Here is a 22097-nt window from a genome sequence, read left to right on the forward strand (position 1 = left end):
ATGTCCAAGCTCGGCAACCTCGGCGCCCGGCTCTACCGCGGTGAGGTCGGCTACGACTTCATCGGCAAGCGGAAGATCTGGTACGGCGTCTCGATCCTCATCACCATCACGGCCATCGTCGGCCTGGCGGTGCGCGGTCTGCACATGGGCATCGAGTTCTCCGGCGGCGCGGTCTTCACCACCCCGAAGACCTCGGTCTCCACCGCGGAGGCCCAGCACCACGTCGAGTCGGCCGCCCCCGGCCACCAGGCGACGGTGCAGCAGTTGGGCGGCGGCGCGCTGCGCATCCAGATCAGCGGTCTGGACACCAAGCAGTCGCTGCCCGTCCAGGAGGAGCTCGCCAAGGACCTCAAGGTCCCGGCCAAGGACGTCAACACCCAGCTGGTCGGCCCGAGTTGGGGCGAGCAGATCGCCGACAAGGCGTGGCTGGGCCTGGGGATCTTCATGGTCCTGGTGGTGCTCTACCTCGCCGTCGCCTTCGAGTTGCGGATGGCGGTCGCCGCGCTGGTCGCCCTGATCCACGACCTGACGATCACGGTGGGCGTCTACGCCCTGGTCGGCTTCGAGGTCACCCCGGGCACGGTCATCGGTCTGCTGACGATCCTCGGTTACTCGCTGTACGACACGGTCGTCGTCTTCGACAGCCTGAAGGAAGCCTCCAAGGACATCACCAAGCAGAGCCGCTTCACCTACAGCGAGATCGCCAACCGCAGCATCAACGGAACCCTGGTGCGGTCGATCAACACCACCGTCGTGGCCCTCCTCCCGGTCGCCGGCCTGCTGTTCGTCGGCGGCGGTGTGCTGGGCGCGGGCATGCTGAACGACATCTCGCTGGCCCTGTTCGTGGGTCTGGCCGCCGGTGCCTACTCGTCGATCTTCATCGCGACGCCGCTGGTCGCCGACCTGAAGAACAGCGAGCCGCAGATGAAGGCGCTGGCCCAGCGGGTCGCCGCCAAGCGCGCCTCGGCCGCCGCCAAGGAGGCGGCCCGCCAGGAGGGGACCGACGGCGGACCGGACGACGATGCCGAGAGCGACGCCGAGGGCGCCGAGGGCGCCGCGGTCGTCGGCCCGCGCTCCCAGTCGGCCTCGTCCCGCAACCGCGGCCGCGGCGGCCCCTCGGGGAGGCGTCGATGAGCGCCCCCGCCGAGCTGCGCGAGCTGCTCCTCAGCCGGATCTCGGACGTGGCGGACTACCCGCAGCCGGGCGTGGTGTTCAAGGACATCACCCCGCTGCTCGCCGATCCGGCCGCGTTCCGCGCGCTGACCGGCGCCTTCGTCGACCTGTGCGACCGCTACCGGGTGGACAAGGTGGTGGGCCTGGAGGCCCGAGGCTTCATCCTCGCCGCGCCGGTCGCGGTGGCCGCCGGGGTCGGCTTCGTCCCGGTCCGCAAGGCCGGCAAGCTGCCCGGCGCGACGCTCGGCCAGGCGTACGAGCTGGAGTACGGCACCGCCGAGATCGAGATCCACGCCGATGCGCTGACGCCCGGCGACCGGGTCCTGGTGATCGACGACGTGCTGGCCACCGGCGGCACCGCGGACGCGTCGATGCAGCTCATCCGCCGGGCCGGGGCCGAGGTGGCGGGCCTGGCGGTGCTGCTGGAGCTGGGCTTCCTGGACGGTCGGCAGCGGCTGGAGTCGGGTCTGAAGGGCGCTCCGCTGGAGGCCCTGATCACGGTCTGAGCCGCCGCCGGCACCGTCCGGCACCTGTCCACGCAGCGGGGGCATCCGGAACATTCCGGGTGCCCCCGCTGCTGTGTCATGTCCGGACCCATGGCCGCGCGGCAGCCATGGCCATGGGCTGGATACCATGGCACCCCGGCCGCTTCGAGGCCCTGGGGTCCGTACCCGCATGAGGAGTGCCCTTGCCAGACGAGGCCCAGCCGCTCTCCCCCGGACCGCGTCCGGCGGGAACCCCCGCCGTGCGCCCGGACGAGCCGAAGCCGCAGCCCGCGGTTTCCCCCGACGCGTCGAAGCCCGAGCGGCAGGACGCGGCCGACGGCACCGCCGCGCCCCAGGCCCCCGCCGGGCGGTCCCGCCCGGCCCCCGCGTCGCAGCCGCCGGGCAAGTCGCTGTCGACCGCGTCGGCCGGCCGCTCCGGCTCGCCCAACCGCGTCCGGGCCCGCCTCGCCCGGCTGGGTGTGCAGCGCTCCAGCCCGTACAACCCGGTGCTGGAGCCGTTGCTGCGGGCCGTCCGGAGCAACGACCCCAAGATCGAGACCGCCACGCTGCGCCAGGTCGAGCGGGCCTACCAGGTCGCCGAGCGTTGGCACCGCGGTCAGAAGCGCAAGAGCGGCGACCCGTACATCACCCACCCGCTCGCGGTCACCACCATCCTCGCCGAGCTGGGCATGGACCCGGCGACGCTGATGGCGGGGCTGCTGCACGACACCGTCGAGGACACCGAGTACGGGCTCGACACCCTGCGCCGGGACTTCGGCGACCAGGTCGCGCTGCTCGTCGACGGCGTCACCAAGCTGGACCGGGTCAAGTTCGGCGAGGCCGCGCAGGCCGAGACGGTCCGCAAGATGGTCGTGGCGATGGCCAAGGACCCGCGGGTGCTCGTCATCAAGCTCGCCGACCGGCTCCACAACATGCGCACCATGCGCTACCTCAAGCGGGAGAAGCAGGAGAAGAAGGCCCGCGAGACGCTGGAGATCTATGCCCCGCTGGCGCACCGGCTGGGCATGAACACCATCAAGTGGGAGCTGGAGGACCTCGCGTTCGCGATCCTCTACCCCAAGATGTACGACGAGATCGTCCGGCTGGTCGCCGAGCGCGCACCCAAGCGCGACGAGTACCTGGCGGTGGTGACCGACGAGGTCCAGGCCGATCTGCGGGCCGCCCGCATCAAGGCCACCGTCACCGGCCGGCCGAAGCACTACTACAGCGTCTACCAGAAGATGATCGTGCGCGGCCGCGACTTCGCCGAGATCTACGACCTGGTGGGCATCCGCGTCCTCGTCGACACGGTCCGGGACTGCTATGCGGCTCTGGGCACCATCCACGCGCGGTGGAACCCGGTCCCCGGCCGGTTCAAGGACTACATCGCGATGCCCAAGTTCAACATGTACCAGTCGCTGCACACGACGGTGATCGGGCCCAGCGGCAAGCCCGTCGAACTCCAGATCCGCACCTTCGACATGCACCGGCGCGCCGAGTACGGCATCGCCGCGCACTGGAAGTACAAGCAGGAGGCGGTCGCCGGCGCCTCCAAGGTGCGCACCGACGCGCCCAAGAGCAGCGGCAAGGGCGTCGGCCAGGACACCGTCAACGACATGGCCTGGCTGCGGCAGTTGCTGGACTGGCAGAAGGAGACCGAGGACCCGGGCGAGTTCCTGGAGTCGCTGCGCTTCGACCTCTCCCGCAACGAGGTCTTCGTCTTCACGCCCAAGGGCGACGTGATAGCGCTGCCGGCCGGCGCCACCCCGGTCGACTTCGCCTACGCGGTGCACACCGAGGTCGGCCACCGCACGATAGGGGCGCGGGTCAACGGCCGTCTGGTGCCGCTCGAATCGACGCTGGACAACGGCGACCTGGTGGAGGTCTTCACCTCCAAGGCGACCGGCGCGGGCCCGTCCCGCGACTGGCTGAGCTTCGTGAAGTCCCCGCGGGCCCGCAACAAGATCCGCGCGTGGTTCTCCAAGGAGCGCCGCGACGAGGCCATCGAGCAGGGCAAGGACGCCATCGCGCGGGCGATGCGCAAGCAGAACCTGCCGATCCAGCGGATCCTGACCGGCGACTCCCTGGTGACCCTCGCGCACGAGATGCGCTACCCGGACATCTCCTCGCTCTACGCCGCCATCGGCGAGGGCCACGTCGCCGCGCAGGGCGTCGTCCAGAAGCTGGTGCAGGCGCTCGGCGGACAGGACGAGGCCACCGAGGACATCGCCGAGTCGACGCCGATCCGGCCGCGTTCCAAGCGCCGGTCCAGCGCGGACCCGGGCGTGGTCGTCAAGGGCGTGGACGACGTGTGGGTGAAGCTGGCCCGCTGCTGTACGCCGGTGCCGGGCGACCCCATCATCGGGTTCGTCACCCGCGGCAGCGGCGTCTCGGTGCACCGCGCCGACTGCCTGAACGTGGACTCGCTGTCCCGGCAGCCCGAGCGGATCCTGGAGGTCGAGTGGGCGCCGACCCAGTCGTCGGTCTTCCTCGTCGCCATCCAGGTGGAGGCGCTGGACCGCTCCCGGCTGCTGTCGGACGTCACCAGGGTCCTGTCCGACCAGCACGTCAACATCCTCTCCGCGGCGGTGCAGACCTCCCGTGACCGGGTCGCCACCTCCCGCTTCACCTTCGAGATGGGCGACCCCAAGCACCTGGGGCACGTCCTGAAGGCGGTCCGCGGCGTGGAGGGGGTCTACGACGTCTACCGGGTGACCTCGGCACGACGGCCCTGACCGCGGCGCGGGGCGGACGGCGGGAAGACGAGGGGGAGGGCGAGGGGGAGGGCGATGGGGGAGGACGTGCTCGGCGGGCGGTACCGCCTCGTCCGGCTGATCGGGCGGGGCGGGATGGGGGCCGTCCACGAAGCGGTGGACACCGAGCTCGACCGTCGGGTGGCGGTCAAGCAACTGCGGGGCGCGGGCGGCCGGGACGCCGCCGCGCTGGCCCTGACGCGCCTTCGCCGGGAGGCCCAGGCGCTGGCCCGGATCAGCCACCCGGGCGTCGTACAGGTCCACGACAGCGGCCGTCACGAGGACCGTCCGTACCTCGTGATGGAGCTGCTGGACGGGGTGGACCTCGCGAAGCTGGTGGAGGCGCACGGCCCGCTGCCGCCGTCGGTGGCGGCGGCGGTCGGCCTGGGGATGTGCCGGGCGCTGGCCGCCGCCCACACCGCCGGCGTGCTGCACCGCGACGTCAAACCGACCAACGTCACGGTCACCGCGGCCGGCCGGGTGGTGCTCCAGGACTTCGGGCTCGCCCGGATCGTCGAGGAGCCGGCGATCACCCAGGCCGGTGTGCTGATCGGCACCCCGCAGTACATGGCCCCGGAGCTGATCCGCGGTGAACTCCCGGGCCCCGAGGCCGACATGTACGGTCTCGGCGCCTGCCTGTACCTGATGCTCGTCGGCACGCCGCCGCTGGGCACCGACCCGGTCGACGTCGGCGTGCTGGTGGAACGGGCGGTCGGGCCGGGCATCCCCAAGCTGGCCGGGCGGATCGGCAGCGGTGTTCCGCATGCCCTGGCGCACCTCGTGGACGCGCTCTGCGGGCAGGAACCGGGCCACCGGCCGTCCACCACCGACGTCGACGCGCTGTTGGCCTCGCTGCCGAGCGCGGACGACGAGCGCGCGTTGCGCCGGCTGGTGGCCGACCGCGCCCGCGAGCAGGCGGTGGAGTTCGTCTACAGCCCGCCGGCCCAGGACTCCTCGGCCCCGGAGCTGCTGGACTGGGCGGCGATCCCCCAGGCGGAGCCGGCCGTACGGGACGTCCACCGGCCGCTGACGCTCAGCGACGGCACCCGCCAGCTGCTGCTCAGCAGCATGACGGCGGACAACGCCCGGTCCCGCCAGCGCGAGGCGGTCAACCTCGTCCTGCGCGGCGACATCCAAGAAGCGGTGCGGATGCTCACCGCGGTCGCCCAGGTCTGCGCCTCGGCCCTGGGACCGGATCATCCGACCACCTTGACCAGCCAGTACTGGCAGGCGGTGTGCCTGGCGCGGCTGGGCGCGGGAGCCGAGGCGCTGGAACTCTTCTCACGAGTCAACGCAGCAACCGAGCAGCGGAGGGGGCGGGATCGTGACTGATCTCGACGTACGGGCGGTACCGGAGCCGGGCGGCGACGCGGAGGAGGAACTCCGCTCCCTGATGCACTGGTTGCACGACGACGAGGAGCTGCACCGCCAGGTGCGCGGCAGCCTCACCTCCTCCCGCGGGCCCCGGCCCGGCGAGATGGGCATCGGCTTCGACCTGCTCCAACTGGCCGTCGGCACCGCCGTGTCCGGCGGCTCGCTCGCCGTGTCGGTCCTCCAGTGGCGCGACGCGCGCCGCCGCGCCCCCGAACTCACCCTGCGCGCCGGGGAGATCGAGGTCCACATCCCGCGCGGTGCGGCCGCCGACCCGGAGACCGTGCGCCGGATCGTCGCCCTGCTCGACGAGGCCCAGGAGCCCGGGGGCGATGACCGGACTGCCTGATCCGGCCGCCTCCCGGGCCGTGCTGCTCGGCACCGCCTCCTACCGCCACCTCGACGCGCTCCCGGCCGTCGGGACCAACCTCCGCGACCTGGCGGGGACCCTGGGCGACGCCACGGTCTGGGGGCTGCCGGAGGCGCACTGCGAGGTGGTGCTCGACCCGGGGAGCGCCGACGCGATGCTCGATCCCGTCCACCGCGCCGGCGACGAGGCCACCGACACCCTCGTCGTCTACTTCGCGGGCCACGGCCTGCGCGACACCGAGTCGGCCGACCTCTACCTCGGCCTGACCGGCTCCCGGGACGGCGTCGGCTACACCGCGGTCGCCTACCAGCACCTGCGCGGCGCCATCCGGGCCGCCCGCGCCCGCCGCAAGGTCGTCGTCCTGGACTGCTGCTTCAGCGGCCGGGCCGTCCGCACCCTCGCCGGCCGCAACGACGTCCTGGCCGCCCAGGCCGCGGTGGACGGCGCGTACGTGCTGACCGCCTCCCCACGGGACCGGGTCGCGCTGGCCCCGGACGGCGAGCGGCACACCGCCTTCACCGGCGAACTGCTCGGCATCCTCCGGCACGGCATCACCGACGGCCCCGAGCTGATCGACCTCGACACCCTCTACCGGGCCCTGGAGGAGCGGCTGGGGGCCAAGAACCGGCCGCTGCCCCAGCGCGCCCAGGAGAACGGCGTGGGGCGGCTGCCGCTGGCCCGCAACCGCGCGCTGGCGCAGCGCCGCGCGCCCGCCGGGCCGGTGCTCGACGCCGAGGTCCGCGCCGCCATGGTGGCGTCTGGCCTCGGCCTCGCGCGGATGCTGCGGGCGGCCGGCAACAGCCGGGACGCGCTGCCGGTGCTCCGGCTCGCCCTGCGGGAGCGCGGCCCGGACGGCGGGGGCGACCTGCTGCCCGTACAACTGGAGCTCTCCGAACTCCTCGCCGAGACCGGGCAGATCAAGGAGGCCATAGAGGTTCTGGAGCAGGCGTTCCACCAGGCCCGCCAGGTCTACGGCCCGGAGGCCGTACTGGTCTGCCGGCGGCTGGCCGACCTGCTCCAGGAGTCCGGCAACCACATCCAGGCGTGCGAGGTGCTCAAGCACGCACTGGACCTGATGGAGACGGGGCACCGCAGCCGGCGGTGAAGCGCCACCGACCGCGCGAAACGGCCCGCCGGGAATCCCCGGCGGGCCGTCACGGACGAGCGGCGGCGGCTCAGCCGCCGAACTCCTCCAGGCCCTTCAGCGCCTGGTCCAGCAGCGCCTTGCGGCCCTCCAGCTCCCGGCCGAGCTTGTCGGCCTTGGCGGTGTTGCCGGCCGCCCGGGCCGCGTCGATCTGCTTCTGGAGCTTGTCGACGGCGTCCTGGAGCTGACCGGTCAGCCCCGCGGCGCGCGCCCGCGCCTCAGGGTTGGTCCGCCGCCACTCGGCCTCCTCGGCGTCCTGGATGGCCCGCTCGACGGCGTGCATCCGGCCCTCGATCTTGGGGCGGGCGTCCCGCGGCACGTGGCCGATGGCCTCCCACCGCTCGTTGACCGCCCGGAACGCGGCCCGGGCCGCCTTCAGGTCGGTGACCGGGAGCAGCTTCTCCGCCTCGGCGGCCAGCTCCTCCTTGCGGGTCAGGTTCTCCTGCTGCTCGGCGTCGCGCTCCGCGAAGACCTCGCTGCGGGCCTGGAAGAAGACGTCCTGCGCGCCGCGGAAGCGGTTCCACAGGTCGTCCTCGTGCTCGCGCTGGGCGCGACCGGCCGCCTTCCAATCCTGCATCAGCTCGCGGTAGCGGGCGGCCGTGGCCCCCCAGTCCGTGGAGCCGGACAGCGCCTCGGCCTCGGAGACCAGCTTCTCCTTCGCCTTGCGGGCCTCCTCGCGCTGCGCGTCCAGCGAGGCGAAGTGCGCCTTGCGCCGCTTGGAGAACGCCGACCGGGCGTGCGAGAAGCGGTGCCACAGCTCGTCGTCGGTCTTGCGGTCCAGCCGAGGCAGGCCCTTCCAGGTGTCGACCAGCGCCCGCAGCCGCTCGCCCGCCACCCGCCACTGCTCGCTGGCGGCCAGCTCCTCGGCCTCGACGACCAGCTTCTCCTTGGCCTGCCGGGCCTCGTCGCTCTGCCGGGCCTTCGCCGCCCGGCGCTCCTCGCGCCGCGACTCGACCACGCCGACCAGCGCGTCCAGCCGCTTCTTCAGTGCCTCCAGATCGCCCACCGCGTGGTGCTCGTCGACCTGCACGCGCAGGTGGTCGATCGCGATCTGGGCGTCCTTCGCCGAGAGGTCGGTGGTCCTGACCCGCCGCTCCAGGAGGTCGATTTCCACGACCAGGCCCTCATACTTGCGCTCGAAGTAGGCAAGGGCCTCTTCGGGAGTGCCCGCCTGCCACGATCCGACGACCTGCTCGCCGTCGGCGGTACGCACGTACACGGTCCCCGTCTCATCGACGCGGCCCCATGGGTCGCTGCTCACAGCGCCTCCTCCAATGATGCCGGCGCGGGCCTGTGGCCCCCCGGCATCGTCCACAGTTTCTGTCCGGCGGGGCAGCGCCCCGGCCGGTCCGACGGGCTGAATTGCGGTGAGGGTGGCAGGCCGTCGGAGCAGGCACCCTACACAACGCCAATCTAGGCGACCGGCGGTCGGCTGTCCGCATCCAGCACGACCGAAATTCCAGCGGGGACGACGGAAGCCGCCCACACCCGCCGCCTGTGATCAGGACTTCTCGACCACCGCCCCGTTGATGACGACCGTGGCGTTGGGCGCGGTGCTGCCGGTCGCCGGATCGGGGTGCGAACCGGCTTCGGCGATCTTCTTCAGGACGTCCATCCCCCCGGTGATCCGCCCGAACGGCGTGTAGTTCGGGGGCAGCTGGCTGTCCTGGTAGACGAGGAAGAACTGACTGCCGCCGGAGTCGCGGGTCTTGGGGTTGCTGCCGTCGTAGCGGTTGGCCATGGCGACCGTGCCCGCCGGGTAGACGTCGCCCTTGAGGCTCGGGTCCTTGAGGTTCTCGTCCGGAATGGTGTAGCCGGGCGTGCCCTCGCCGGTGCCCTTCGGGTCGCCGCACTGCAGGACGTGGATCCGCTCGTCGACCAGGCGGTGGCAGCGGCTGTGGTCGAAGTAGCCCTGGCCCGCCAGGAAGGCGAACGAGTTGACGGTGTGCGGCGCCTTGGCCGCGTCCATGGTGAAGGTGATCCGCCCGCAGGTGGTGGCCAGCTCGGAGGTGTACGACGCCGAGGTGTCGACCGTCATCGCCGGCTCCTTGGGCCAGGTCTTCTTCGACGGCGTGCCCTTGGCGGGCCGGGCACAGGGGTCGGCGGCCGGGGACGGGGTCGCGGCGGCCGCGTCGTCCGTGCCGGCCTTCCGGTCGCCGCCGATCAGCGTGACGGAGGCGTACGCGGTGGCACCGGCGGCCAGCGCGACGGCCACGACACCCGCGATGATCACATTGCGGCGCTTGGTGCGCCGCACGGTCTCGACCCGCCGCTCCTGCTGGCGCGCGTACTTCTGCCGGGCGAGCTCGCGCCGCCGCCGGTCCTTGCTGACCACCGGTCGTCTCCTTGTCCTGAGCGTCGATCGCTGCCAATGGGCACTGCCGTCGGACTCCCGCCTGCCGTTCGACGTCCGGCCCGTCCTCCGGGCGGACGACGGGAGCCGGACGGCAGGGCCCAGCCGTGGCCGTACCGTATACGGGTTCGCCCTGCCGGGAGTCCCGCCGGTAGGCTCTGGAGCTGCCGAGATGTTCCGGGCGCGGCCCCGCAGGCCCGCCCCCGCCGATCTTTAAGGACGAACGTGCTGATTGCCGGGTTCCCCGCCGGGGCCTGGGGGACCAACTGCTACTTGGTCGCCCCCGCCGCCGGCGAGGAGTGCGTGATCATCGACCCGGGCCACCAGGCCGCCCAGGGCGTCGAGGAAACGCTCAAGAAGCACCGGCTCAAGCCCGTCGCGGTGATCCTCACCCACGGCCACATCGACCACGTCGCGTCGGTCGTCCCGGTGTGCGGTGCGCACGACGTCCCCGCCTGGATCCACCCCGAGGACCGCTTCATGATGAGCGATCCGGAGAAGGCGCTCGGCCGCTCCATCGGGCAGCAGCTCATGGGCGAACTGACCGTGGGTGAGCCGGACGACGTCAAGGAGCTGGCCGATGGGAGCGCGCTGGAGCTGGCCGGGATGGAGTTCTCGGTCGCACACGCCCCGGGCCATACCAAGGGGTCGGTGACCTTCCGGATGCCCGAGCAGGCCGACGTTCCGCCGGTCTTCTTCTCGGGCGACCTGCTGTTCGCCGGCTCCATCGGACGCACCGACCTGCCGGGCGGCGACCACGCCGAGATCCTCCGGTCGCTGGCACGCGTGTGCCTGCCCCTGGAGGACTCCACCGTCGTCCTGTCCGGCCACGGCCCCCAGACCACCATCGGCAACGAGCGCGCCACCAACCCCTTCCTCCGGCAGGTGGCCGCCGGCCTCGGAGACGGCACCCCGACCGCCGCTCCGCGACGAGGAATGTGACGAGAACCTTCCGTGAGCACCTTTCAGGCACCCAAGGGCACCTACGACCTGATCCCGCCGAACTCCGCGACGTACCTCGCGGTGCGCGAGGCGATCTCCGCACCGCTGAAGAACTCCGGTTACGGCTACATCGAGACGCCCGGCTTCGAGAACGTCGAGCTGTTCGCCCGCGGTGTCGGTGAGTCCACCGACATCGTCACCAAGGAGATGTACGCCTTCGAGACCAAGGGCGGCGACAGGCTCGCCCTGCGCCCCGAGGGCACCGCGTCCACCCTGCGCGCCGCGCTGGAGGCCAACCTCCACAAGGGCGGCAACCTGCCGGTCAAGCTCTGGTACTCCGGCTCGTACTACCGCTACGAGCGCCCGCAGAAGGGCCGCTACCGGCACTTCTCGCAGGTCGGCGCCGAGGCGATCGGTGTCGAGGACCCGGCGCTGGACGCCGAGCTGATCATCCTGGCCGACCAGTCGTACCGCTCGCTGGGGCTGCGCGACTTCCGGATCCTGCTCAACTCGCTGGGCGACAAGGAGTGCCGTCCCGTCTACCGCGCCGCGCTCCAGGACTTCCTGCGCGGGCTGGAGCTGGACGAGGACACCCGCCGCCGGATCGACATCAACCCGCTGCGCGTCCTGGACGACAAGCGGGAGTCGGTCCAGGAGCAGCTGATCGGCGCGCCGATGCTGCGCGACTACCTCTGCGAGGCGTGCAAGACCTACCACGAGCAGGTGCGCGAGCTGCTGACCGCGGCGGGCGTGGCCTTCGAGGACGACCCGAAGCTGGTCCGCGGCCTGGACTACTACACCCGCACCACCTTCGAGTTCGTCCACGACGGTCTCGGCTCGCAGTCCGCGGTGGGCGGCGGCGGCCGCTACGACGGCCTCTCGGAGATGATCGGCGGCCCCGCGCTGCCGTCCGTCGGCTGGGCGCTGGGCGTCGACCGCACGGTGCTGGCCCTGGAGGCCGAGGGCATCACCCTCGACCTGCCGGCCGCCACCTCCGTCTACGCGGTCCCGCTCGGCGAGGAGGCCCGCCGGGTCCTGTTCGGCAAGGTCACCGAGCTGCGCCGGGCCGGGGTCGCCACCGACTTCGCCTACGGCGGCAAGGGCCTGAAGAACGCCATGAAGTCCGCCAACCGCTCCGGCGCACGGCTGGCCCTGGTGGCCGGCGAGCGGGACCTGGCCGAGGGCATCGTCCAGCTCAAGGACCTGCAGAGCGGTGAGCAGACTCCGGTCGCGCTGGACGCGCTGGTCGACGAGGTCCGGCGGGCGCTGGCCTGAGCCGGCGGTACCGACCCCGAGGGGGCCCGGACGGCAGTGCGCCGTCCGGGCCCCCTCGCGTCAACGCCGGGGAGTGCCGAATCACCCCGGATCCGCCCAGGGCACCCCGGCTTCACAGGGAGGTGCGGCACAATGAAGGACGCGGCCGGGACCGCCGGCCGAGCCCCACCTCCCCACGTGACCGACGGAACGGCCATATGACGACGACAGCGCTTGACGACGTGTCCACCGACGACGACCGCGCGAGCGCCGCGGAAACCATCGGCTCCGGTCGAGGCTTCGCTCTGCTCCTGGTGATCACCGGAGCGCTCGGCGCACTGACCGCCTGGATCATCACGCTGGACAAGTTCGAGCTGCTGAAGGACCCGAACTTCAAGCCGGCCTGCAGCCTCAGCCCGATCATCTCCTGCGGCAGCGTCATGCAGAGCAAGCAGGCGGAGGCCTTCGGCTTCCCCAACCCGATGGCCGGGCTGGTCGGTTTCGCGGTGGTCATCGCGATCGGCATGGCCCTGCTGGCGGGTGCCCGCTTCCGCCGCTGGTACTGGCTCGGCCTGAACGTCGGCACGCTGCTGGCCGCGGTCTTCTGCATGTGGCTGATGACCCAGTCGCTGTACGACATCAACGCGCTCTGCCTGTGGTGCTCGCTGACCTGGTGCGTGACCGTCCTGATGTTCTGGTACACCACGGTGCACAACCTCAAGCACGGCATCATCCCGGCGCCCCGGGGGCTGCGCGACGCGGTCGTGGAGTTCCACTGGGTCGTCCCGGTGCTCTGGTACGGCGTGATCGCGCTGCTGATCCTGACCCGCTGGTGGTCGTACTGGAGCAGCCTGCTCTGAGTCGTCCCGGGACGCGCCCCTGACGCCTCCCGGACCGCTTCCGCGCCCCGGCCCGCCGACCACGGCGGCCGGGGCGTTGTCAGTGGGGTGGCATAGGCTCCGTAGACGTGGAGCCCGACCTGTTCACCGCCGCCGCGGAAGACCGTCAGGAGAAGGACCCGGCGGGGTCCCCTCTCGCCGTACGCATGCGCCCCCGCACCCTCGACGAAGTCGTCGGCCAGCAGCATCTGCTCAAGCCCGGCTCGCCGCTGCGGCGGCTGGTCGGCGAGGGCGCCGGCGGCCCGGCGGGGCCGTCGTCGGTGTTCCTGTGGGGGCCGCCCGGCATCGGCAAGACGACCCTGGCGTACGTCGTCAGCCAGGCGACCAACAAGCGCTTCGTCGAGCTCTCCGCGATCACGGCCGGCGTCAAGGAGGTCCGGGCGGTCATCGACGGCGCCCGCCGCGCCTCGGGCGGCTACGGCAAGGACACCGTCCTCTTCCTCGACGAGATCCACCGCTTCAGCAAGGCCCAGCAGGACTCCCTGCTGCCCGCGGTGGAGAACCGCTGGGTGACGCTGATCGCCGCCACGACCGAGAACCCGTACTTCTCGGTGATCTCCCCGCTGCTCTCCCGCTCGCTGCTGCTGACCCTGGAACCGCTCACCGACGACGACCTGCGGGGCCTGCTGCACCGCGCGCTGACCGACGAGCGCGGGCTCGGCGGGGCGGTCACCCTGCCCGAGGACGCCGCAGCCCATCTGCTGCGGATCGCGGGTGGTGACGCCCGGCGGGCGCTGACGGCGCTGGAGGCGGGTGCGGGTTCCGCGCTGGCCAGGGGGGAGGGGGAGATCTCCCTCCGGACGCTGGAGGAGGCGGTGGACCGTGCGGCGGTGAAGTACGACCGGGCCGGCGACCAGCACTACGACGTCGCCAGCGCCCTGATCAAGTCCATCCGCGGCTCCGACGTCGATGCCGCGCTGCACTATCTGGCACGGATGATCGAGGCGGGGGAGGACCCGCGGTTCATCGCCCGCCGGCTGATGATCTCGGCCAGTGAGGACATCGGCCTGGCCGATCCGTCGGCGCTGCAGACCGCGGTGGCCGCCGCCCAGGCGGTGGCGCTGATCGGCTTCCCCGAGGCCCGGATCACGCTGAGCCAGGCCACCATCGCGCTCGCCCTCGCCCCGAAGTCGAACGCCGCGTATCTGGCGATAGACGCGGCCCTGGCGGACGTCCGGGCCGGCAAGGCAGGGCCGGTGCCCCCGCATCTGCGCGACGGCCACTACCAGGGCGCCCAGAAGCTGGGCCACGGCCAGGGCTACCAGTACCCGCACGATGTGCCGGGCGGGATCGCGGCCCAGCAGTACGCCCCGGACGCGGTGCACGGCACGCGCTACTACACCCCCACCCGGCACGGCACCGAGGCGCGCTACGCCGATGTCGCCGAGCGGGTCCGGGCCCGGTTGCGCGGCGAGCACGGCGACTGACCGGGGTGCGGCCGGCGGGGCCGCGGCGGCCGGTCAGGAGGCCGCGGCCTCGAAGAGCATGTGCATCGCCCGGCGCAGCTCGGCGACGTCGCGCACCGGCTCGGGGAAGTCGAAGCGGGCGTCGAAGGTCCGCCGGTCGCCGTCGGTGAAGCGGACCCGCAGCCCGAAGCGGTCCAGGCCCACCGGGACGGCGTGGTCCCGCAGTCCGCAGACCTCGTTGCGGTCGCCGAGCAGCGCGCACAGTCCGCGCACCTGCTCGGCGTGGGCCGCGTGCAGGTGCTGGAGCAGCTCCGCCTCGTGGGCGACCAGCGGGTCGGGTGCCGCGGCGGCGAACTCCTCCGGTTCGAAGGACTCCGCGCCCCACAGGTCGTCCACCGCGCCCTCGCCGACCTCCAGGCGCAGCAGTGCCCAGGCGGGGCGCCCGTAGGCGCCCGGGGCCGGCTCTTCGGCCAGTGCCTCGCCGACGCCCAGCAGCTCGCCGACCGGGTGCCGCTCGGCGAGCAGCATCGCGGCCCGGGCGCGCTGCTCGTTGCGCACGGGGGTGAGCCAGCCGGCCACCCAGGCGCGGCCGCGGATCCGATGGGGCACCGAAACCGGCGCCACATCCGTGATCTCCATCACGACCGGTAGGTCGTCGTCCTGGGCGTGCGCGGCCGCCCGGGCGGCCGCGGAGTCCCCAGGAGCCAGGAGCAGCACGTCTCCTTCGGCCGTCACGGTCCGGCAGACGGGCGCCGAGAGGCCGCTCTCGTCGGGATCCTCGACTCCGGGGATGTCCAGTGACGCCATAGCATGGGACTCGACGAGAGTTCGTACGCGCTCAGCCGCCGAGGGCCGCTGGGCGTCTTCCACGGGACGCGGCTGACCCGTCCCGGTGCGGTCCGCGCCGGGCAGGTGGATCCCAGGTCGAAACATGCGTTCTCCTCGCGCTAAGGTAAGCCTCACCTAACTTACATGGAGGAACGTTCCACGTGAACCAGTCGCGTCCCAAGGTCAAGAAGTCCCGTGCGCTCGGCATCGCGCTGACGCCGAAGGCCGTCAAGTACTTCGAGGCCCGTCCCTACCCGCCCGGCGAGCACGGCCGTGGCCGCAAGCAGAGCAGTGACTACAAGGTCCGACTGCTGGAGAAGCAGCGTCTGCGCGCCCAGTACGACATCAGCGAGCGCCAGATGGCTCGTGCCTACGACCGCGCTCGGAAGGTCGAAGGCAAGACGGGCGAGGCCCTGATCATCGAGCTTGAGCGCCGTCTGGACGCGCTCGTCCTGCGTTCGGGCCTGGCCCGGACGATCTACCAGGCCCGCCAGATGGTGGTCCACGGCCACATCTCGGTCAACGACCGCAAGGTCGACAAGCCGTCCTTCCGCGTCCGCCCCGGCGACGTGGTGATGGTCCGCGAGCGCAGCCGCGACAAGCACCCCTTCCAGGTGGCCCGTGAGGGTGGCTACGCCCCCGACGGCGAGACCCCGCGCTACCTGGAGGTCAACCTCCAGGCCCTGGCGTTCCGCCTGGACCGGGACCCCAACCGCAAGGAGATCCCGGTGATCTGCGACGAGCAGCTCGTCGTCGAGTACTACGCCCGCTGATCCACCCGGCAGGCGCACCGCTCAGCCCGCCGACTCCCCTCCGCTCGCGGACGGGGAGGCGGCGGGCCGGTGCGGAGCCGGCGCGGTGATCCGCAGCTCCCCGCGCGGGCCCGGTACGCCGTCCGCGGGCTTGAGGATCCGTGCGACCGCCGCGTCCAGGTCCAGTTGCCCGCCGGCCCGCAGGCAGTGCTCGTAGCGCGCCGCGCCCAGCCGTTCCCGGGCCTGCCGCTCGCACAGCGCGTGCGGCTGGTTGAAATGGCGCGAGCCGAACAGCGGAAGCCCCACCGAGGGCCAGATCCGCCCCGCCGCGCCCTGCAGCACCGCCGCCTCCTCCACGTCGCCCTCGCTCAGCGTGACCAGGGCCAGCAGCTCGATCGCCAGCACCGCGCCCAGCAGGTCGTGGAAGGAATGGTCGATCGCCAGCGCCTCCTCCAGCAGCGCTCGGGCCCGGCCGCCGTCCCCGCGCGACCACGCCGCGAAGCCCAGTACGAACAGGGCGTACGCCAGCGTCCAGCGCTCCCCGTGGTCCCCGCACACCTCCCGGACGTCCTCGCACAGCCGCACCGCGTCGTCCAGCTCGCCCTGGAAGGCCACCGCCAGCGCCAGTTCGACCTGCCCCATCAGCACGTTGCTGTTGAGCTCGCCGATCTCGCGGTAGTGGTGCAGCGCCCCGCGCAGCAGTGTCTCGGCGCGGGGCATGTCGTCGCAGACCAGCGCCAGGCAGCCGGTGCGGTGCAGCGCGTACGCGGCGGCCGTGGCGTTGCCGGTCCGCTCGGCCTCCTCGCGGCACTCCTGGAGCATCCCCAGCGCCCCCACCGTGTCGCCCTGGAGCACCGCCACGTAGCCCGCCACCCACAGTGCCTTCAGCCGGGCCTCCTCGTGGCCGCCGTCCAGCTCCAGTGCCCGGTCGAGCCAGTGCCGGCCCTCCGACAGGCGTCCGCAGCCCACCCAGTAGAACCACAGCGTGCCGGCCAGGTACTGGCCGAGGTGGGTGTCCCGGGGGCTTTCCAGGCTGTGCTCCAGCGCCACCCGCAGATTGGGCAGCTCGGCGTCGATCCGGGCCGCGATCTCGGCCTGCCGGGGACTGAACCAGTCCAGCTCGCACCAGGTCGCGAGCCCCAGGTACCAGTCGCGGTGCCGCCGCCGCAGCCGTTCGCCGTCCCCCGTCGCCGCCAGCCAGTCCGCGCCGTATGCCCGTACGGTGTCCAGCATCCGGTAGCGCACCCCGGCCGCGGTCTCCTCCCGGACGAGTACCGACTGGGCGACCAACTCCCCGATGACGTCGAGGAGTTCCTCGACGGGCAGGTCCGGTCCCGAGCAGACGTACTCGGCCGCCTCCAGGTCGAACTGCCCGGCGAACACCGACAGTCGGGCCCACAGCAGCCGCTCGTCGGAGGTGCACAGCTCGTGGCTCCAGCCGATCGCGGTGCGCAGCGTCCGGTGGCGCACCGGCGCCCCGCGGACGGTGCCGGCCAGCAGCCGGAAGCGGTCGTCGAGCCGGTGCAGCACCTGTTCCAGGGAGAGCGCCCGCAGCCGCCCGGCGGCCAGTTCCAGCGCCAGCGGGATGCCGTCCAGGCGGTGGCACAGCTCGGTGACGGCCGGCTCGTTGCCGGGCCCGACGGTGAAACCGGGCAGCACGGCGGCGGCCCGGTCGGCGAACAGCGCGGCGGCGTCGGCATCGCCCATCGGGGGCACCGGCAGCGTCTGCTCGCCGGGCAGGTCCAGCGGCCGGCGCCCGGCTGCCAGTACGCGCAGCCGGGGGGCGCGCCGCAGCAGTTCGGCGGTCAACTCGGCGCAGTCGTCGACCAGGTGCTCGTAGCCGTCGAGGACGAGCAGCAGTTCGCGGTCGGCGAGGTGGGCGCCGAGCGCCGTGCGCACCGGCCGACCGGAGTGGTCGGCCAGCGCCAGGGCCTCGGCGACCGCGTGGTCCAGCAGGTGCCCCTCGTGCAGCGCGGACACCTCGACCAGCCACACCCCGTCGCAGAAGCGATCCTGCAAGATCGCTGCGCTGTACCGGGCGAGCCGGGACTTCCCCACGCCGCCCAGGCCGATGAGGGTGACGAGGCGGTCGGCTGACAGGTGCCGGTCGAGCGCGGCGAGTTCGTCCGCGCGGCCGACGAAGCGGTTCAGCTCCGCGGGGAGGTTCCCGCGGGCCCGCGGGCGGGCGGAGGAGCGGCGGGAGGCGGGACCAGGGCGCGTGAGGCGTCGCATGGCACACGGAGCGTACTCGTGGCGATGCGGACCGTACAATCACCCCTTCCGGTGGCCGGACGGGACGGGGAACACGGTACGGACGGACAGTCACGGCGCGATAAGGTCAAGGTTGCCGTTCGAGCAGGACGAGACCAGACCAGAGCAGACCAGTCGGAGAGTGGTGCCAGCGTGTCCGGTGGAGAGGTGGCCGGGATCCTCGTGGCCGTCTTCTGGGCGATCCTCGTGTCGTTCCTCGCCCTCGTGCTGGTGAGGCTCGCACAGACCCTCAAGGCGACCACCAAGATGGTGACCGAGGTGTCCGAGCAGGCCGTTCCGCTTCTCGCCGACGCGTCCGCGACCGTCCGCTCCGCGCACACCCAGCTCGCCCGCGTCGACGCCATCGCCGCCGACGTCCAAGAGGTCACCGCCAACGCCTCCGCGCTCTCCTCGACCGTCTCCACCGCCTTCGGCGGGCCGTTGGTCAAGGTCGCCGCGTTCGGCTACGGCGTACGGCGTGCGATCGGCAAGAAGGGCCTGCCCGAGCCGGACCGCACCGTCGTCGGCCGCACCCTGCCCGGCGCCCGCCGCGGCGGGCGCCGCTCCCGTCGCTCCAAGGACTGATCACCGCGATGTTCCGCCGCGCATTCTGGTTCACCACCGGCGCCGCCGCCGGGGTGTGGGCCACCAACAAGGTCCACCAAAAGCTGCGCAAGCTGCAGCCCGACAGCCTCGCCGCGCAGGCCGCGGACAAGGCCGTCGAGACCGGACACCGGCTGCGTCAATTTGCATTGGACGTACGGGCCGGAATGGCGGACCGTGAAGAGCAACTGCACGACGCCCTCGGGCTCGCGGAGCCCACCGAGGCGCGTGAGCTGCCCGCACCGCGTCGTGCGGTGCTCGAAACGTCGTACCGAACCACGAGAACACCCGGGCTGACCGGACCCACCGGAAAAGAGGACCACTGATGGAGTCGGCTGAAATCCGCCGCCGCTGGCTGCGCTTCTTCGAAGAGCGCGGGCACACCGTCGTGCCGTCGGCGTCGCTTATCGCGGACGACCCGACGCTGCTGCTGGTTCCGGCGGGCATGGTCCCCTTCAAGCCGTACTTCCTCGGCGAGGTCAAGGCCCCCTTCAAGACCGCCACCAGCGTGCAGAAGTGCGTCCGGACGCCGGACATCGAGGAGGTCGGCAAGACCACCCGGCACGGCACGTTCTTCCAGATGTGCGGCAACTTCTCCTTCGGCGACTACTTCAAGGAAGGCGCCATCAAGTACGCCTGGGAGTTGCTGACGACTCCCGTGGCGGAGGGCGGCTACGGCCTGGAGCCCGAGAAGCTCTGGATCACCGTCTACCTGGACGACGACGAGGCCGAGCGCATCTGGCACGAGGTCGTCGGGGTGCCCAAGGAGCGCATCCAGCGCCTGGGCAAGAAGGAGAACTACTGGTCCATGGGCGTACCGGGCCCGTGCGGCCCGTGCTCGGAGATCAACTACGACCGGGGTCCCGCCTTCGGCGTCGAGGGCGGCCCGGCCGTCAACGACGAGCGCTACGTGGAGATCTGGAACCTGGTCTTCATGCAGTACGAGCGCGGCGCGGGCATCGGCAAGGAGGACTTCGAGATCCTCGGGGAACTGCCGTCGAAGAACATCGACACCGGCCTCGGTCTCGAACGCCTCGCCATGATCCTGCAAGGCGTCCAGAACATGTACGAGACCGACACCCTCCGGGTGGTCATCGACAAGGCCGGTGAGCTGACCGGCGTCCGCTACGGCGCCGCCGACGACTCCGACGTCTCGCTGCGCGTGGTCGCCGACCACATGCGCACCTCGACGATGCTCATCGGCGACGGCGTCACCCCCGGCAACGAGGGCCGCGGCTACGTCCTGCGCCGCATCATGCGCCGCGCCATCCGCAACATGCGGCTGCTGGGCGCCACCGGCCCGGTCGTCGCCGACCTGCTCGACGTGGTCATCCGGGCGATGGGCCAGCAGTACCCGGAGCTCCTGGAGGACCGCAAGCGGATCGAGACGGTCGCCCTCGCCGAGGAGGTCGCCTTCCTCAAGACCCTCAAGGCCGGCACCAACATCCTCGACACCGCCGTCACCGACACCAAGGCCGCCGGCGGCACGGTGCTCCCCGGCGACAAGGCGTTCCTGCTCCACGACACCTGGGGCTTCCCGATCGACCTCACCCTCGAAATGGCCGCCGAGCAGGGCCTGTCGGTGGACGAGGACGGCTTCCGCCGCCTGATGAAGGAGCAGCGGGAGCGCGCCAAGGCCGACGCCCAGGCCAAGAAGCACGGCCACGCCGACATGTCGGCGTACCGCGAGATCGCCGACAAGTCCGGCTCCTCGGTCTTCACCGGCTACACCGACACCGAGGGCGAGTCCACCGTCGCCGGCCTCGTGGTCAACGGCGTCTCGGCCCCGGCCGCCCACGAGGGCGACGAGGTCGAGGTCGTGCTGGACCGCACCCCGTTCTACGCCGAGGGCGGCGGCCAGCTCGCCGACACCGGCCGCATCAAGCTGGACAACGGCGCCGTCATCGAGGTCCGCGACGTCCAGCAGCCGGTCCCCGGCGTCATCGTCCACAAGGGCGTGGTGCAGGTCGGCGAGGTGCTGCTCGGCTCCGCCGCGTACGCCGCCATCGACATCCAGCGCCGCCGGGCCATCGCCCGTGCCCACAGCGCCACCCACCTCACCCACCAGGCGCTGCGCGACGCCCTGGGCCCGACGGCCGCCCAGGCCGGTTCGGAGAACTCCCCGGGCCGCTTCCGCTTCGACTTCGGTTCGCCGGCCGCCGTGCCGGGCTCGGTCCTCACCGACGTCGAGCAGAAGATCAACGACGTGCTGGCCCGTGAGCTCGACGTGCACGCCGAGGTCATGAGCATGGACGAGGCCAAGAAGCAGGGCGCCATCGCCGAGTTCGGCGAGAAGTACGGCGAGCGGGTCCGCGTGGTCACCATCGGCGACTTCTCCAAGGAGCTGTGCGGCGGTACGCACGTCCACAACACCGCGCAGCTGGGCCTGGTGAAGCTGCTCGGCGAGTCCTCCATCGGCTCCGGTGTGCGCCGCGTCGAGGCGCTGGTCGGCGTGGACGCCTACCGCTTCCTGGCGCGTGAGCACACCGTCGTCTCGCAGCTCACCGAGCTGGTCAAGGGGCGTCCGGAGGAGCTGCCGGAGAAGATCTCCGGTGTCCTGGCCAAGCTGAAGGACGCGGAGAAGGAGATCGAGAAGTTCCGCGCGGAGAAGGTCCTGCAGGCCGCGGCCGGGCTGGCCGGGGGCGCCAAGGACGTCCGCGGCGTGGCCCTGGTCTCCGCTCAGGTCCAGGACGGCACCGGCGCCGACGACCTGCGCAAGCTGGTCCTCGACGTGCGCGGCCGGATCCAGGGCGACCGCCCCGCCGTGGTGGCCCTCTTCACCGTGGCGGGCGGCCGCCCGCTGACCGTCATCGCGACCAACGAGGCCGCCCGCGAGCGCGGCATCAAGGCCGGCGACCTGGTCCGCACCGCCGCCAAGACGCTCGGCGGCGGGGGCGGCGGCAAGCCGGACGTCGCCCAGGGCGGTGGCCAGAACGCCGCCGCGGTGCCCGAGGCCATCGAGGCCGTCGAGCGCCTCGTGGTCGAGGCGGCCTGACCGACGTGAGCGACATGCGACGCGGCCGCCGCATCGCCGTGGATGTCGGGGACGCCCGGATCGGGGTCGCCTCGTGCGACCCCGACGGGGTCCTCGCCACCCCCGTCGAGACCGTGCCGGGGCGTGACGTCCCGGCGGCGCACCGGCGGCTCAAGGCGATCGTCGAGGAGTACGAGCCGCTCGAGGTGGTGGTCGGCCTGCCCCGCTCCCTCAGTGGGGGAGAGGGGCCGGCCGCGGCCAAGGTCCGGGCCTTCGCCCAGGAACTCGCCCGGAACATCGCCCCCGTCGGGGTCCGTTTGGTCGACGAGCGGATGTCGACGGTCACCGCGACCCACGGGCTGCGGGCCTCCGGGGTCCGCAGCAAGAAGGGCCGCTCGGTGGTCGACCAGGCCGCCGCGGTGGTCATCCTGCAGAGCGCACTGGAAACCGAACGCACGTCCGGGCGGCCGCCCGGGGAGCACGTCGAAGTGGTCATCTGATCGCGGTACGGTAACGTTCCGCGCGTTGTGGCGGCGGTTC

Annotated in this window: 19 protein-coding genes; 15 read left to right on the top strand and 4 right to left on the bottom strand. The window is 72.2% G+C overall.

Features of this window, described 5'->3' with window-relative positions:
* The 6 genes from secF to CG747_RS15250 all read left to right on the top strand — a co-directional run bounded on the left by secF (nucleotide 1) and on the right by CG747_RS15250 (nucleotide 7257).
* The gene (secF, locus tag CG747_RS15225; protein WP_100602261.1) at nucleotides 1–1134 is read left to right on the top strand and encodes a protein translocase subunit SecF; all 1134 of its coding nucleotides are present in this window, start codon (nucleotides 1–3) and stop codon (nucleotides 1132–1134) included.
* The gene (locus CG747_RS15230; protein ID WP_100602262.1) at nucleotides 1131–1679 is read left to right on the top strand and encodes an adenine phosphoribosyltransferase; all 549 of its coding nucleotides are present in this window, start codon (nucleotides 1131–1133) and stop codon (nucleotides 1677–1679) included. Before secF ends, CG747_RS15230 begins: the two co-directional genes overlap by 4 nt.
* A gap of 182 nt (nucleotides 1680–1861) precedes the next feature.
* Nucleotides 1862–4393 carry a bifunctional (p)ppGpp synthetase/guanosine-3',5'-bis(diphosphate) 3'-pyrophosphohydrolase gene (locus CG747_RS15235; protein WP_100602263.1) on the top strand — a complete coding sequence of 844 codons (2532 nt, stop codon included), beginning with the start codon at nucleotides 1862–1864 and terminating at the stop codon, nucleotides 4391–4393.
* Between the two features lie 54 nt (nucleotides 4394–4447).
* Complete coding sequence (locus CG747_RS15240) at nucleotides 4448–5743, top strand: serine/threonine-protein kinase (protein ID WP_100602264.1); 1296 nt, start codon at nucleotides 4448–4450, stop codon at nucleotides 5741–5743.
* On the top strand, nucleotides 5736–6131 hold the full coding sequence (locus CG747_RS15245; RefSeq protein ID WP_100602265.1) for a hypothetical protein: 396 nt from the start codon (nucleotides 5736–5738) through the stop codon (nucleotides 6129–6131). Before CG747_RS15240 ends, CG747_RS15245 begins: the two co-directional genes overlap by 8 nt.
* A complete protein-coding gene (locus tag CG747_RS15250) occupies nucleotides 6115–7257 on the top strand; it encodes a caspase family protein (protein WP_100602266.1) in 1143 nt (380 codons plus the stop codon). Before CG747_RS15245 ends, CG747_RS15250 begins: the two co-directional genes overlap by 17 nt.
* 70 nt (nucleotides 7258–7327) lie before the next feature.
* On the opposite strand, the gene CG747_RS15255 is transcribed toward CG747_RS15250, so the two are convergent.
* Both CG747_RS15255 and CG747_RS15260 read right to left on the bottom strand, forming a co-directional pair.
* Nucleotides 7328–8557 (bottom strand): DUF349 domain-containing protein, encoded by a 1230-nt coding sequence (locus CG747_RS15255; protein WP_100602267.1) that lies wholly within the window; start codon nucleotides 8555–8557, stop codon nucleotides 7328–7330.
* Between the two features lie 240 nt (nucleotides 8558–8797).
* The gene (locus tag CG747_RS15260; protein ID WP_100602268.1) at nucleotides 8798–9631 is read right to left on the bottom strand and encodes a peptidylprolyl isomerase; all 834 of its coding nucleotides are present in this window, start codon (nucleotides 9629–9631) and stop codon (nucleotides 8798–8800) included.
* A gap of 243 nt (nucleotides 9632–9874) precedes the next feature.
* Here CG747_RS15260 and CG747_RS15265 point away from each other — a divergent pair, with 243 nt between their 5' ends.
* From CG747_RS15265 to CG747_RS15280, 4 genes are all read left to right on the top strand, one after another.
* Nucleotides 9875–10591 (top strand): MBL fold metallo-hydrolase, encoded by a 717-nt coding sequence (locus tag CG747_RS15265; protein WP_100602269.1) that lies wholly within the window; start codon nucleotides 9875–9877, stop codon nucleotides 10589–10591.
* Between the two features lie 12 nt (nucleotides 10592–10603).
* Nucleotides 10604–11866, top strand: a complete 1263-nt coding sequence (hisS, locus tag CG747_RS15270; RefSeq protein ID WP_100602270.1) for a histidine--tRNA ligase — start codon at nucleotides 10604–10606, stop codon at nucleotides 11864–11866.
* Nucleotides 11867–12063: 197 nt separating this feature from the next.
* Complete coding sequence (locus CG747_RS15275) at nucleotides 12064–12705, top strand: vitamin K epoxide reductase family protein (RefSeq protein WP_100602271.1); 642 nt, start codon at nucleotides 12064–12066, stop codon at nucleotides 12703–12705.
* Nucleotides 12706–12812: 107 nt separating this feature from the next.
* The gene (locus CG747_RS15280) at nucleotides 12813–14171 is read left to right on the top strand and encodes a replication-associated recombination protein A (protein ID WP_100602272.1); all 1359 of its coding nucleotides are present in this window, start codon (nucleotides 12813–12815) and stop codon (nucleotides 14169–14171) included.
* A gap of 33 nt (nucleotides 14172–14204) precedes the next feature.
* Here the strand turns inward: CG747_RS15280 and CG747_RS15285 are convergent, their stop codons facing one another.
* On the bottom strand, nucleotides 14205–14957 hold the full coding sequence (locus CG747_RS15285) for a DUF2470 domain-containing protein (RefSeq protein WP_100602273.1): 753 nt from the start codon (nucleotides 14955–14957) through the stop codon (nucleotides 14205–14207).
* Between the two features lie 182 nt (nucleotides 14958–15139).
* On the opposite strand from CG747_RS15285, the gene rpsD reads away from it, so the two are divergent.
* Nucleotides 15140–15751 carry a 30S ribosomal protein S4 gene (gene rpsD / locus CG747_RS15290; protein WP_100602274.1) on the top strand — a complete coding sequence of 204 codons (612 nt, stop codon included), beginning with the start codon at nucleotides 15140–15142 and terminating at the stop codon, nucleotides 15749–15751.
* A gap of 21 nt (nucleotides 15752–15772) precedes the next feature.
* Here the strand turns inward: rpsD and CG747_RS15295 are convergent, their stop codons facing one another.
* Complete coding sequence (locus tag CG747_RS15295; RefSeq protein ID WP_100602275.1) at nucleotides 15773–17962, bottom strand: AAA family ATPase; 2190 nt, start codon at nucleotides 17960–17962, stop codon at nucleotides 15773–15775.
* 171 nt (nucleotides 17963–18133) lie between these two features.
* On the opposite strand from CG747_RS15295, the gene CG747_RS15300 reads away from it, so the two are divergent.
* From CG747_RS15300 to ruvX, 4 genes are read left to right on the top strand one after another with little or no spacing between them, the layout of a single operon-like run.
* On the top strand, nucleotides 18134–18565 hold the full coding sequence (locus CG747_RS15300; RefSeq protein WP_257980435.1) for a DUF948 domain-containing protein: 432 nt from the start codon (nucleotides 18134–18136) through the stop codon (nucleotides 18563–18565).
* An 8-nt stretch (nucleotides 18566–18573) separates the two neighbouring features.
* Complete coding sequence (locus CG747_RS15305) at nucleotides 18574–18909, top strand: DUF6167 family protein (protein WP_100602277.1); 336 nt, start codon at nucleotides 18574–18576, stop codon at nucleotides 18907–18909.
* Nucleotides 18909–21578, top strand: coding sequence for an alanine--tRNA ligase (gene alaS, locus CG747_RS15310; RefSeq protein WP_100602278.1), 2670 nt, complete (start codon nucleotides 18909–18911; stop codon nucleotides 21576–21578). Before CG747_RS15305 ends, alaS begins: the two co-directional genes overlap by 1 nt.
* Before the next feature lie 14 nt (nucleotides 21579–21592).
* Nucleotides 21593–22057 (top strand): Holliday junction resolvase RuvX, encoded by a 465-nt coding sequence (ruvX, locus tag CG747_RS15315; protein WP_073450312.1) that lies wholly within the window; start codon nucleotides 21593–21595, stop codon nucleotides 22055–22057.
* The last annotated feature ends 40 nt before the right edge of the window (nucleotides 22058–22097 follow it).

Source organism: Streptomyces sp. CB02959, from assembly GCF_002803155.1.
Classification (GTDB): domain Bacteria; phylum Actinomycetota; class Actinomycetes; order Streptomycetales; family Streptomycetaceae; genus Streptomyces.

Excerpts from the sequence above, each read along its gene's own strand:
- secF (WP_100602261.1), top strand. The coding sequence starts at position 1 with ATGTCCAAGCTCGGCAACCTCGGCGCCCGGCTCTACCGCGGTGAGGTC.
- CG747_RS15230 (WP_100602262.1), top strand. The coding sequence starts at position 1,131 with ATGAGCGCCCCCGCCGAGCTGCGCGAGCTGCTCCTCAGCCGGATCTCG.
- CG747_RS15240 (WP_100602264.1), top strand. The coding sequence starts at position 4,448 with ATGGGGGAGGACGTGCTCGGCGGGCGGTACCGCCTCGTCCGGCTGATC.
- CG747_RS15250 (WP_100602266.1), top strand. The coding sequence starts at position 6,115 with ATGACCGGACTGCCTGATCCGGCCGCCTCCCGGGCCGTGCTGCTCGGC.
- CG747_RS15275 (WP_100602271.1), top strand. The coding sequence starts at position 12,064 with ATGACGACGACAGCGCTTGACGACGTGTCCACCGACGACGACCGCGCG.
- CG747_RS15285 (WP_100602273.1), bottom strand. The coding sequence starts at position 14,957 with ATGGCGTCACTGGACATCCCCGGAGTCGAGGATCCCGACGAGAGCGGC.
- CG747_RS15295 (WP_100602275.1), bottom strand. The coding sequence starts at position 17,962 with ATGCGACGCCTCACGCGCCCTGGTCCCGCCTCCCGCCGCTCCTCCGCC.
- CG747_RS15305 (WP_100602277.1), top strand. The coding sequence starts at position 18,574 with ATGTTCCGCCGCGCATTCTGGTTCACCACCGGCGCCGCCGCCGGGGTG.
- alaS (WP_100602278.1), top strand. The coding sequence starts at position 18,909 with ATGGAGTCGGCTGAAATCCGCCGCCGCTGGCTGCGCTTCTTCGAAGAG.
- ruvX (WP_073450312.1), top strand. The coding sequence starts at position 21,593 with ATGCGACGCGGCCGCCGCATCGCCGTGGATGTCGGGGACGCCCGGATC.